Genomic DNA, 12,286 nt, shown 5'->3' with positions numbered 1-12,286 from the left:
ATTGCACGTCGAATTACGGACTTTATGTTTTTTCATACGGAAAAAGTTCTTATCCGAATCGATTTTTAAACTCGGACTGAAGTTCTCGATGCGGAATTCGCATTTTCGCTTCTAAACTTCCCGCAAAAAACAAGAAACGATAAAAGAAAAAATACGAGTGCGGCTTTTTTCATTTGAGAGTTTCGGCCGGGCTACTTTTGATTTCCGAAAATCCCTTTTGCAGCGGCGTTCTAAATTGCATTAGAATTCCCTTATGAAGATGTCCCGGCAAAAGCATCCATTGCTGAAGATTTTTTAAGGATTGAACGTTGTAGTGTAAAGGATAATCGACCGGAATTTTTTCTCCGTCCGGAGATCCATATTCTTCTTTCGTTCCGTTTTGCATCGTTCTCAAAACGATTCCTCTATCATCGGTGGGCAAACTCAAAAGATTATCCCGAAAACCGGGAGTGTAAGAAAAATAATCTTCGATATTGGAAAGATATACGACTCGAATCGGAACGTTCAAACGCGCCGCCCTTTCCGCAATCGACCGCATACTTTTATCGGAATTGATATCACCTTTTAAAATCTGAATCCTTCCCTGGAAAACCATGTTCCGAATATAATCGTATTCTTTCTTGGAATGAATAAATGTCCTAAGCCCGAATTTTTGAGAAGTCCTGTCCAGTTCATTCCATCTTTGCGGTATATCCGATTTTCCTCGATGCGCGACTTCCCATGCTTCACGAACGAGATTCCATTCGGGATCGTTTCCGAATTCTTTCTTTAACAATTCAAACGAAGAATTTTTATTCTTCCTGGACCAAAGTTCTCTGTATGATTCCGGATCCGGCGCCAACTTAAAAAACAAAAGATGGATTCGATTTATGATACAGATCGTATAATCGAAATCCATAAGCCACGCGTATTTGCTTTTTGCCCAAACGATAAAAGTAAAGTTCTGATCCGTTCCCGCTCCGAGATAACCGCCTTCCAAATTTTCTATATACGGTTTAAAAAGATCGATTCTCAATTCGTTGGAAGCGGGATAATGTCTTCCTCCTAGATCCTTGGAATCGAATTCGTCCGTTATCAATGGAGCAAGGAAGAATCTTTCCTTCTCGTTCAAAGGAGGCACGTCCCAAGGATCCCGCGGAGGAGGGGCTTTGCAGAATGAGCTAAGAGCGATCAATCCCGATAAGAACATCGGGATCATTTTATTATGAAACATAGACCTGGTTACTTTGCGTTGAGTTTATACCAGTTCAGCCATTCGTTCCGAGAGTAAAAGTTCTTTCCTGTGATTGAAGATAACGAAGCCATTAAAAGTTTCGAACTCGACGCCTGGTTCTCTTCTAAGATCTGCATCAAAACGGGAATACTTGCCTTATCTTTTCTTTTTCCCAATTCGGAGATCGCAACTTGCTGGAGTGCGACGTTTTCTTTTTTAGCGAAGTTTTCCAAGATTCCGCGAGATTCTTCTCCAGGAATCGAAGCTATTGCAGGAATTACGATCGACGCTGAGTTCGGTTTACTTTCAACCAATCTTGTCAGAGTAGGAAGAGCCTTAGGAGAACGGAGTAATCCCAAGGATTCAACAGCCAAAGCCGAAAGTTTCGGATCCGTGGAATTGGAAGCCGAAATCAAATCCTCGAGCGCTTCAGTCGCTTGCAAAACTCCCAAAGACCACGCAGCGCCGTAACGGCCATCTCCATTAGATTCTTTTAATACGCTTAATAAAACCGGAACACTTTTTTTATCGCCCATGTATCCGAGAGACTGTCCGATCACCTCCCGATCCGGAAGTTTAGAATCCAACAATCTTTTTTCGATCAAGGTTCTCGCGGAATTAAAATGAATTCTTCCTAAAACCAAAGACGCGGGTGCGGAAGAATCCGGTTCGTTCTCTTCGAGAATTTTCAACGTCAAAGGTCCGGTTTCCGAAGATGGAATTTCCGAAAGAACGTTGACTGCTCGAAAACGGATCTCGCGGTTTTTATTCTTTAAGACTGGAACGACCGACTTAACCGCGGAAGAGTCCTTGACCTCGATCAAAGCCAGCATACAGTTTTCACTCCCTTTATCGAAGTCGTCCGCCAAACCCTTCACGAGAATCGGGATTGAATTCTTGCTAGAGATTCTGCCTAACGCTAGATAGGCGGCGGCCAACGTGGGTGATGGTTCCGTGTTTTTCGCGAGTTCAATAAGATAGGATTCCGCTGCGGTAACTTTCAATTTTCCCAACGCCATCGCATACGTTTTCGAGAACTCCGGATTCCTATTTTTTTTCGCCAGACTTAGAATCGTTTCTCCCGAGGATCGCGCGTTGATTCGAACAAGAGTATCGACCGCTATCAAACGAAGTGTAGAATCTTCCGATTGCAGAAAAGGAAGCACCGAGGAAGCCGATGACGGATTCTCCATTCTTGAAACTGCTTCCATAACGATATCAGGAGTGACCCCCGATTCCGGTTTGAATAGCTTGATCACTTCCGAAAGCGAAGAATTGTCCTTCCAAGTTCCCAAAGCGATCGCAGCCGTTCCTTTTACCGCGGGATTGGAATCGTTTTTGAGGAGTTCCCGAATTTGATTCAGGGAAGCCTTATGGTTCCTATTAGAAAGTTCTAAAATAGCCTGCGCTCTCAATTGCGGATTTTGCGATTTGAGTTCGCTTAATATTTGTTCCAATGGAACTTCTTTTCTTTCATCGGCCACCGGTAACAGATCCGGTCTCGGCGGACCTCCACAGCTCAGAATAAAAGTAAGAACAATTAGAAATAACTGCATGTTTTCTCCTTTAACATAAAAAGACCGATTTGAAGAAATGAATAAAGAACTTAAGAACGAGGAATTAAACTTTGAACCTGTTTTAGATCGGATAGTTCTTTTTTCCAGACTGCGAGATCCCTGTTGGCGGTTCCAACCTGAGATTGATCCAGCTTTCCTTGTTGAATGGTATATTCAATCAATTGAATTCTCGATTCCAATTCTTCGATTTTATAGTTTACGTAAGCGAGTTGTTCTTTTGGATTTACGCTCGCTTCCGAAGGCGCTTTCGGCTCGTTTCCGGGTTCCGCGTATTTTCCGAGCGATCTCGAAATCGCGTTCTTCGTTTCAACGCTTCCGATACTGTCCAACCTATCTCTCGCTTCTTTTTCTTCGGCTTCGGACAAAGCCGGTTTAAACTCGGATGGAATATAAATATTCTTAGGATATCGAGCCACAAAATCGGACCATTCCTTTCGAATCTGTTCCTTTTCCTCGGGAGTTTTTTTAGGTCGAAACGCTTCCGGCCAAAGTCTTTTCGCCTGACCTTCCAATTCCGGATCTTCGTTGAAAGGATGGGGCGCTTCCGGAAAATAAGGATCCATTTCGGAATAATATTTTGTTTTTAATACGGCCTCGCTTTCTTCCGTCATGGAAAGAGAATCCTTCTTTTTATCGTCGGGCCAAAAAACGATAAACAATATTAGAATGAATGCAAATACAACCATTGCGAAAATAAATTTCTTTCCTACTTCCATACCGCTCGCTTTAAATAAAAAACGCCGCCTTAGAAAGGCGACGTTCCAAATTTACTGTCTTCTTCCTCAAGAATCGAGGAGGAAATTCTATTAAACGAAAATTCCGATTACCCAAGAAATAAACTGTCCGAAGATTGTGTCGGTCAGGAACTTCTTCAAGTCGATCGGATTTCTGTTTAGAGTATCGTAGTACCAAGCGGTGTATTCGCTTACTTGAGCCAGATTTAAGCCATAACGTGCGTTGATGACTTTGATCAGTTCGTTAGCAAACACCGAATGTCCGAACATGTTCGGGTGTACTCCGTCTAAACCAAAAACTCCTGGTTGGTTCGGTAACGGCCAGCTTGCGCGAGCGTAACCAGGACTCCAACCGGAAGGGCTTTGTACAATACGTCCGTTCTCTTTGATGTCGTCAAAGACAACTTTCAGATCAGCAACCGCAAATCCCATCGCCGCGCCTTGTGCTTTGACTTCGTTGTTCAACATCGTCAAAAAGCTGGTGATGGTCGCAACTTCACTCGCATCTAACACTTGATTTGGATCGGACACAGAGTTTCTAAAGAATGCTTTCAGACCGGTGTAATTTGCTCTTCCTTGTGGATCCTTGTAAGGTTCCAAGAAAGCAATTGCAGTTACGTTTGGAATTGTAAAGAGAACACCTCCCTTCAAACTTCCAATCGCAGCCAGTCTTCTCATTACTTCGCGAATATCTCTTTTATAACGAGCCTCGTCCAAACAAGCAGTCGTCGTGGAAAGCGCAGTACAAAGAACGTGGTTCGCTGCTACAGTTCCAAAAAGGAAAGAAGGTCTGACTTTTTCCATAATTTCCATCTGGGTTCCGGAATCCCGAAGACCAAATTGGTGAAACTTATCAGGTTCTTTACAATCTTGAACTTGTACCCAACGGTAAGTGTACCAGTACCACGTAGCCCAATACCATTGTTTATCCCACTTAGTTGCGGTGACGTCTTCGCATTTTCCGGAAGTTCTTAAAACGGAAGTGTATTCAGCTCCAGTAATTCCCGCATGAGTAGGAAGGCTCACAGTCGAACCGTTTCCTCCGATGATGGAACCTGCGATACAGAAAACACCACAATCCCCTTTCAGAACGTCTTCCAAGTTAATATAAGGTCCTTTAAGAACGTTATACGAAACCGAAGATCCGGCTTGTTTGCTGACCAGAACCGGATAAGCCCAATCCTGAGTCTTTTTCTCTACTGTCGCTCCGAAGAAACCATGACTCAAAGAGTCTCCAATTACCCCAGGCTTCGCAAAAAGTTGAGCCTGAGTCTGCGCGGATAAAGATCCTACGCCGAATCCGAGCACAAACAGAAGAGTCGCAATCCAATTAGCTTTTTTCATCTTTCACTATTCTCCATTTTCATTTATGGCCCTGGAGAACGACTGTCCTTTAAGGACCCCATCCCTCGTTCTTCTGCCGGCCCGGGTTTTTTGCCCAAAACAATCCTAAGGTTGTAACGAACAGTCAGTCAACTTGAATTATTGAATAATGACTAACGCTGAATTTTTTTTTCGAATTTACCATAACGTTCGATATAAAATATTCAGGGCGGAAGTCGATTTAAAAAGTGAGATATTTAGTTTGATATAAAATCAGAAGAGTATCGACAAGAAGAATGGTGGACTCAAAACCTCAAAAGTGGTTCGTAATTTTTTCAGTATTCTATAAAAATTTTAGAAAGATTAAGAGAAATTCAGCTCAAATGATTTCTTATTTTAATTTGGGAAAATGATGCGTCATTTTTTTATGAAGGAATGACATCTTCTATTTTTCGTTTTCTTTTCTTTGTCCTGATTTGGTTGCTTCCGCTTCTTTCGATTCATTCGGTTCAAATCGAAACGACCGGAGGAAAGATTTTCAAAAAAGTAAAAGTAATTCAAGAATCGAATACGGAAATTCAATTTGAAGACGAAGACGGAATCATTCTTAGAATTCGAAAAGAAAGAATAAAAGAAATTTCTCCCGATCCGCCGGAAGGTGTCCCTGAAATTTCTTCCGATGAAAGCCTCCCTTCTCCCAAACCAACGGAAGAAAAATCCCCTCTTCCGGAGCATTCCGTTCAATTGACTCAATTTCTCTCCAACGATGGGGCCTTTCAAGGAGCCAGCTTATTTGGTGAAAGACAGGCTCGGAGAAACAATATGAAATATACGGACTACTATGAAGCCTACTATCTCACTTCTTCCGTAAATCTATTAGGACTTCCTCCACAGCTTAGAATCGGCTTCACCGTAATGAATCCGTTAGTCGATCGGTCCAATACGGATTCGGACGGTTTTTTTCAAAACTCTTCGGGAGGCAAAGACCAAACACAACTCATCAATCAGTTTATTCAAACCGGCCAACTAAGTTTCGATCCGAACGAAACAAAATTGCGAAAGGAAAAAAACGGTCTCAACGATTATTTATTCACAACCGCATCTTACGAACATTTAACGAAGCTCGGCGCGTTTTCAGTGGGATTCTTATTTATCAACGTGGACGATCCTACGTTTCTGATGAGAGGTTATCTCGTATTCGGCTGGAAACCTCCGTTTTTAGATTATCTGAATCCACAATTGACCGTTAATAGTAAAATGTTATCCGAAACCAACGGAGCATTTCAAGGAACACATAACGTGCGTCTCACTCTGAGCCATGAGTATTTCAAAGGGAAATTGATTCAGGTCACTCCGAGCCTCGTTACCGGCTATCAGGACGTAAACGACAATACTGATCGTAAAAAAGGGGTCAGCGACGTAAGTCCGAGGGTTCAACTCAACTACAGCGATTTTTTTATCGCTTTGAATTGGATGTATAGAGCGACTCCATCCCTCGTAGACAATCAGCTTTCTACTCCGAGTTCGGGAGTATATCCGGATACAAACGCGACCGATGGAAAAACAACGGATCCTTCGAAAGTTCACGGTTATTTTAACCAGGCGACCGTGGACTTCATTAGAAACAATTCTCCGAACGAATACGTTTCAAGGGAACTGATTCAACACTATCAGAGCCAGCATATCGTAAGAGGGATTTACTTTTTCAACATAGGTTATTCGATTCGTATTTGAAAATTTCGGTTTTGACGAATTTATACAATTCTTATCGTTTTAAAAATGTTAACCTCCTCAATAGATTTAGGAGGCGATCGTGCAAAATCAATCTAGAAGAAAAGTTTACGACCTACCGCACAGGGGAATCCGTAACGCATTCTCCATTTGGTTATTAGAAACCGGAAAAACCAATCCATACGACCCGAACGAAATAAGGAATATTATTTCCATCTCCGAGGAAATTTTCAGAATTTTAAAAGTTCACGCGGAGGATGAAGAATCCGTTTCACTAAGACAATTGGCTTTGATCGATCCTTCCTTTGCCGCGGAAGATAAGGAAGAGCACGAAAAATTGGAAGCGAAAATCGAAGAACTCAGGAAAATCGCCGCCGTAATCTCCGGATTATTAGAACAACCCGAAGCGGTATCTTTTAAACTTTCCGAATTTTACGAAAATCTAATATCCTTTCAGCTTTCTTATTCAAATCACATGGAACATGAAGAAAAGATCACTCAGAAGAAAATATGGGAATCCTTTTCGGATTCCGAATTGGAAGAACAACAAAAACAAATCATCGGTTCATTAAGCGCTTTCGATTTAAGACTTTGGATAAAATACATTGCCCCAACTCTGCCGCCAAGAGAAAGAATCGGCTTTGAATCGATGACGGGATCTATTCTAAGCGCAAAATCAAATTGGACTTGAAATTCAAACAGAATAATTCAAAAATAATTCGTTACGCGCATGAATCAAAAAGATAGTTCCATTCTATTTTATTGGAATCGCAAGACCCTTTCCTCCGAATATGATGTCATACCCGGTGAAAATTGCGTTATCGGTATCCAAACTCGGGGAAGTATTTACTTGGTTCAAAATCAAAGGAAGTTGAGATTAAATTCCGCCGGGATAACGGGCGTCCTTACGAACTCGAGAACTTTTTTTTCCGAAGAAGGCGTTGATTCTTTTTTGATACAAATTCCTCCGCAAGAGTTAGCGACTTTTCTCAAAGCGCCTTTGAAAGAAATTACGGGACAAAGCGTTTGTTTGGAAGATTTATTTTCACGACAGTCGATTTCCGATTTTAAAGATGATTGTATCGAAGAAAGAGAAAAGAATTTTCATTCCGGCTGGGCATGGAATCGTTTTTATATAAACCTGAAAAAACGGAAAGAATCCAATCCGTATATCGAAAACGTACTCTCAAAAATGAAGAACTCCGAAGGAAAAATTTCTATCTCTTCGTTGTGCAGGGAATCGGGAATCAGTCAGAGTAGAATGGAAAGAGATTTTAGAACTTATATCGGCGTGTCGCCAAAAGAATATTCCGATCTCATTCGTTTTAGAAAATCCTTATCCGCCAAAAACCGGAGCAAAAACTTAACCGAACTTGCTTACTCTTCCGGTTACTATGATCAGGCTCATTTCATCCGCGAGTTTAAGAAAAGAACCGGAAAAACCCCAAAACAATGGTTTCAATAAAAAAGCCGGAGAATTAACTCCGGCCTTTGACATTCGATAAACGGAATGATCGAATAATCAGTCCTTATCTTTTTTCTTTTTCTTTGATTTCTTTTCTTCCTTATCGTCATCGTCCTTGTCTTTTTTCTTGGACTTTTTCTCTTTCTTTACATCGTCACCGTCGTCTTCTTTATCTTTCTTTTTCTTTTTGGATTTTTTAGAATCGTCGGATTTATCGGACTCGTCTTCATCCTTATCTTTTTTCTTTTTACGTTTGGACTTTTTATCCTCGTCGTCTCCGTCCTCTTCCTTATCTTTTTTCTTCTTTGATTTTTTTTCTTTTACGGAAGAATCCTCGTCTTCATCCTTATCTTTGTTTTTTTTAATCGGCTTACGATCACCGTCATCGCTTCCTTTTCCCGGTTTCGCCCTGCAATAAGCATCGACGGAAACTCCGTCCTGTCTTGTGTAACCGCTTACCCAAGTACAATCATCGTTTGATTTACAAGAGGAAGAAGAAAGTCCCTGACAAGCGCTATCGGCAGAAATGGGCGGTGAAACAAAAAAACCGAAAGTAAGGGCGATCGCAATCGCCAAAACGCGGCGTAAAATCGGATTCATCAGCATAATATCTCCTAAAGATCTTTTGTTTTATAAATTCAAAGAGATACTTTAACTTATACTTAGCTTTATCAATAAATTTTCGAATCCGATTTTCTAATTTGTTAAAAAGGAAGGATCTTATCTTTTTTCGATTTTCACAATGACTTCGAAGTGTTTGGTTCTCGGAAAAAAATCCACGAGAATAATTTTCGTAATCAGATAAGAATCTCGACAAAGATCTGCTAAATCTCTTGCCAGAGTTGTATGATTGCAGCTGGAATATAAAAACGCTTTCGGTTCCTGATTGCGAAACGCCTGAACCACTTTCTTTGACAATCCGGCGCGCGGAGGATTGGCTATCCAAAAAGAAGAATTTAAATCTTCCTCGGGAATCGGTTCCGCTTCCAAGTCCAAGGCTCTGAAATCGCGGGGAGAAAGGCCGTTTTTCGCAAGGTTCTTCTTTGCTTGTTTTACTGAATCTTTGGAAAGTTCGTATCCGATCCAGTTTTTAGTTTTATCGTGAAGAGCGACGGATATCAATCCTGATCCACAATATAATTCTAATATAGAATCCGAATCTTCCGGAACAAGCTCATATATCTTTTCCAGCCATCTCGGAATGAGGAAACGATTGATTTGAGAAAAACCGTTCGGAGGAATTTCCCAAATAATATCTTTCGGATTTGAAGTCCGAATCGTTTCCCGAAAAACCACGGATTCGTTTCTGTAAGATACGATATTTTTTTCATCCAGACGAAAGGAAAGGGTTTTCGCTTTTGAACTCCGCGTGGAACCGCTTTTTTCTTTCTTTAGGAACTCTGAGACGGCAAGATTCATTTCTTTCGGAAGATTCTTGCAACCGTCCTCCGGAAGAGGAACGATCGAATGGGAAAATTCTTCATAAAAACCCGCAACTCTTTTAGAACCGGAAAAGCCCAACGGAATCTGCGCGGTATTTCTATAACCGGTCGGATCTCCGCTTAAAATTTCAATTTCAGGAATTTGAATATGATTTTTGGAAAAGGAACGTTCCAAAGTTTCCTTTAAAAGAAACTTTTTTACCTCCAATTCTTTTTCATAGGAAATATGGCGATAAGAACAACCGCCACACTTTGGAAAAACGGAACAATCCGAGATAATTCTTTCGGAAGACTTGGTAAGAATTTCGGACCCGACTCCCCACGTAAGAGAACCGGATTTTTTGAGAAGAGTTGCGAGGACAGTTTCACCTGGAATCGCATTTTTTAAAAAGAAGGTTCCTTCTTTCGAATTGGCAATCGAATAACCGAGATTCACCCAAGCCCTAGGTTCGAGTGATATTTTTTTGGGACTACTTTTATGTCCCTCAGATTCGGTTTTCATCGCCCTCTAACACCTGCCTCCAGGAAAAACAAAGAACCAAGTGCGCAAAGAACAATTCACCTTGACACAGGGGGGTTTTCTCACGGTAAAGTAATTCTCGTCGGGAGAAGTGGCTGAGTGGTCTAAAGCAGCGGTCTTGAAAACCGTCGTGGTAATCCCACCGTGGGTTCGAATCCTACCTTCTCCGCGACATCCTTTGGAGACGTGCCTGAGTGGCCGAAAGGAGCAGTTTGCTAAACTGTCGTACGGGTAACTGTACCCAGGGTTCGAATCCCTGCGTCTCCGGTATTTTTGTTTTCATTCTACCCATTAACCGGAATTCTCGCCCCTATGTCCTCTGAGCGGTTCAAAACCCAGGAATTTATTCAGGAAACTCTGAGAATTCTAAAAAGCGAAGAATTCCCAGGACTTATAGGTGCGATCGCCTACGTTCCGTTTTTCGGTTGGTTGTTTGTTTGGGTTTTTCGAAAAGCGCAGAATTTCGCCTCCTTTCATCTTGTTCAAGCGATGAAGCTGAACATCGCGTTCATCGCAGTTTATTCCATCGTTTGGTTCTTAAGAGAATTTCCCGTCATCAGCTGGTTTTTGTCTTTGATCCGAGTGAACCCGATCGTCACCGATTTTATCAGTTATATTTCCTGGATTGCATTTTTAGGCTACGCCGCGCTCGGAGCTTTCAAAGCCTATCAGGAAGAAAAATACGTTTTGCCTTTTTTCCCGGAGTTAGAGAATGAAATTCAAAGATTATTTAAAAAAATACGAACCGGTTCTCCGTAATCTTCCGGAAACCACAAATCGATTTCTGAGATCCGAAAGATTTCTCGTATATTTAGTCTCTTTGCCTTTTTTCGGAACTTGGCTGATCGGATTTACTTTCTACTGGGAAAACCAAACCGTCAGAAAATATTCCGGACTTTCTTTTATCAATTTTCTCTACTTCCTATTTTTCCTTTTGATCAGCGTTCCCGTATCTTGGATTCCAATAGTCGGCCCATGGATCGGACATCTGGTTCACCTCTCGGGAATTTTGATTTATCTAGGAATCTCCGGATTACTGCTATACAATTACACAAGCGGAAAAAAGATTGCACTCAGGATTCCTGAAGAACACCTTTCTCGATTGGAATCTTATATCCATTAACCGATATGCGCCCATAGCTCAGCTGGATAGAGCGTCTGACTACGGATCAGAAGGTCGGAGGTTCGACTCCTTCTGGGCGCACCACTTTTTCCCACTTTCAATCAGTCGAAAACTCTTTGATCCCTTGGATCGAACTTATACTCGCACAAGAATTCAAAGATTATTAATTTTCATCGGAACTGAAATCTAAAAATCCTTGGCTTCGCTTTCGTTTGAAGAATTTTCGAAAAACTTTCGGTCCAACGTTAAACCCGCCCTCTTTTCCAAGAAGAGTAGAAGGCGAAACAAAGAACGTTTTTAAGGGTGTTCTACTTTGATTTCGGATCACTTGCCGATTCCGCTAAACCAAGAATCTAAATTGAACCGATCGGATCCTAAATCTTTAAGAAGAAAAAAATAGAATAACACATAAATCATCTGAACGCCGACCGTATGCCAATCGGATTGAATACACTTTCCGGATATCAACACGATCATAAGAAGTCCGCCTGCAAATAAAGCCCATTTCGAAAATAGACCGAGAACTAAAAAGAATCCGATGATCGTTTCCAAAAAGGGAAGAACGGTTCCGAAAGTTGCAACCGACCAAGTCGGAAGCGCCGTGTTTTCAAAGTCTTTGATCAGAAAATCTCTGAAAGCGCGGAAGGACGCGATTCTTACAAGTCCGTGAATCAAAATGTTAAATCCCAATGCAAGACGCAGCACGAGCATAGCAAGCGATTGTTCTAAGTTTTCCATTTTATCTCCTTGGAAAGAATTTCTCTTTCCTTGCTTCGAGTATGACTCAGGAGAATCGAAAATACAAGAGGACGAATCGCGGAACGTTTCGGACTATTTGCGGATTTTAGATATCCTATATTCGGAAGGTGTGATTCCGTTTTCCTTCTTAAAAAAACGATAACGTCCTAAAATTTTCGCAGATTTAAGAATGAATGAGAAGGCTCTCCTTGCCGATTGAGTTTGTAGCGATCAAATTCAAAAAAAGGAGAACCCCCCAATGAGGGCAGAAGAAGAAAAAGCGCACCTGAAAGTAATCCAGGTGGATGAGACCCAGCTCAAGAAAGACTTGAGCGAACTCGTAAGAGGCTCAGTGGAAGAAACGCTGAACGCTCTCTTAGATGAGGAAGCGGATAAACTCTGCAAAGCCTCAAGGTATGA

12 protein-coding genes, 3 tRNA genes and 1 pseudogene are annotated in these 12,286 nt (G+C 41.5%); 9 read left to right on the top strand and 7 right to left on the bottom strand.

Going from position 1 to position 12,286, the window contains the following annotated elements:
- Positions 1-169: 169 nt before the first annotated feature.
- The 4 genes from CH376_RS14830 to CH376_RS14815 all read right to left on the bottom strand — a co-directional run bounded on the left by CH376_RS14830 (position 170) and on the right by CH376_RS14815 (position 4,868).
- The gene (locus tag CH376_RS14830) at positions 170-1,213 is read right to left on the bottom strand and encodes an LIC_10091 family lipoprotein (protein WP_100788148.1); all 1,044 of its coding nucleotides are present in this window, start codon (positions 1,211-1,213) and stop codon (positions 170-172) included.
- Between the two features lie 8 nt (positions 1,214-1,221).
- Positions 1,222-2,706, bottom strand: a complete 1,485-nt coding sequence (locus CH376_RS14825; RefSeq protein ID WP_165783632.1) for a HEAT repeat domain-containing protein — start codon at positions 2,704-2,706, stop codon at positions 1,222-1,224.
- 113 nt (positions 2,707-2,819) lie between these two features.
- Positions 2,820-3,506 (bottom strand): hypothetical protein, encoded by a 687-nt coding sequence (locus tag CH376_RS14820; RefSeq protein ID WP_100788146.1) that lies wholly within the window; start codon positions 3,504-3,506, stop codon positions 2,820-2,822.
- Between the two features lie 90 nt (positions 3,507-3,596).
- Complete coding sequence (locus CH376_RS14815) at positions 3,597-4,868, bottom strand: hypothetical protein (RefSeq protein ID WP_100788145.1); 1,272 nt, start codon at positions 4,866-4,868, stop codon at positions 3,597-3,599.
- A gap of 414 nt (positions 4,869-5,282) precedes the next feature.
- Between CH376_RS14815 and CH376_RS14810 the strand changes: the two genes are divergently transcribed.
- From CH376_RS14810 to CH376_RS14800, 3 genes are all read left to right on the top strand, one after another.
- The gene (locus CH376_RS14810) at positions 5,283-6,581 is read left to right on the top strand and encodes a hypothetical protein (protein ID WP_100788144.1); all 1,299 of its coding nucleotides are present in this window, start codon (positions 5,283-5,285) and stop codon (positions 6,579-6,581) included.
- Positions 6,582-6,660: 79 nt separating this feature from the next.
- The gene (locus CH376_RS14805; protein WP_165783630.1) at positions 6,661-7,269 is read left to right on the top strand and encodes a hemerythrin domain-containing protein; all 609 of its coding nucleotides are present in this window, start codon (positions 6,661-6,663) and stop codon (positions 7,267-7,269) included.
- 180 nt (positions 7,270-7,449) lie between these two features.
- Positions 7,450-8,043, top strand: coding sequence for a helix-turn-helix domain-containing protein (locus tag CH376_RS14800; protein WP_165783629.1), 594 nt, complete (start codon positions 7,450-7,452; stop codon positions 8,041-8,043).
- A 57-nt stretch (positions 8,044-8,100) separates the two neighbouring features.
- Here CH376_RS14800 and CH376_RS14795 read toward each other — a convergent pair whose 3' ends face one another.
- Positions 8,101-8,643 (bottom strand): hypothetical protein, encoded by a 543-nt coding sequence (locus CH376_RS14795; RefSeq protein WP_207769141.1) that lies wholly within the window; start codon positions 8,641-8,643, stop codon positions 8,101-8,103.
- Between the two features lie 120 nt (positions 8,644-8,763).
- Positions 8,764-9,987, bottom strand: coding sequence for a class I SAM-dependent RNA methyltransferase (locus tag CH376_RS14790; RefSeq protein ID WP_100788141.1), 1,224 nt, complete (start codon positions 9,985-9,987; stop codon positions 8,764-8,766).
- Between the two features lie 103 nt (positions 9,988-10,090).
- Here CH376_RS14790 and CH376_RS14785 point away from each other — a divergent pair.
- From CH376_RS14785 to CH376_RS14765, 5 genes are all read left to right on the top strand, one after another.
- Positions 10,091-10,174, top strand: a tRNA-Ser gene (locus CH376_RS14785).
- Between the two features lie 11 nt (positions 10,175-10,185).
- Positions 10,186-10,272 (top strand) — tRNA-Ser (locus CH376_RS14780).
- 45 nt (positions 10,273-10,317) lie between these two features.
- On the top strand, positions 10,318-10,764 hold the full coding sequence (locus CH376_RS14775) for a hypothetical protein (protein ID WP_100788140.1): 447 nt from the start codon (positions 10,318-10,320) through the stop codon (positions 10,762-10,764).
- A complete protein-coding gene (locus CH376_RS14770) occupies positions 10,718-11,128 on the top strand; it encodes a hypothetical protein (RefSeq protein WP_100788139.1) in 411 nt (136 codons plus the stop codon). Before CH376_RS14775 ends, CH376_RS14770 begins: the two co-directional genes overlap by 47 nt.
- Positions 11,129-11,135: 7 nt before the next feature.
- Positions 11,136-11,212: transfer RNA gene (locus CH376_RS14765), tRNA-Arg, on the top strand.
- Between the two features lie 240 nt (positions 11,213-11,452).
- Here CH376_RS14765 and CH376_RS14760 read toward each other — a convergent pair.
- Complete coding sequence (locus CH376_RS14760; protein WP_100788138.1) at positions 11,453-11,866, bottom strand: DoxX family protein; 414 nt, start codon at positions 11,864-11,866, stop codon at positions 11,453-11,455.
- A 259-nt stretch (positions 11,867-12,125) separates the two neighbouring features.
- Here CH376_RS14760 and CH376_RS24885 point away from each other — a divergent pair.
- Positions 12,126-12,286: pseudogene (locus tag CH376_RS24885) on the top strand (IS256 family transposase); the annotation flags it as partial.

This window comes from Leptospira adleri, from assembly GCF_002811985.1.
Classification (GTDB): Bacteria; Spirochaetota; Leptospiria; order Leptospirales; family Leptospiraceae; genus Leptospira; species Leptospira adleri.
This window is presented reverse-complemented; position numbering and strand designations above follow the sequence as displayed.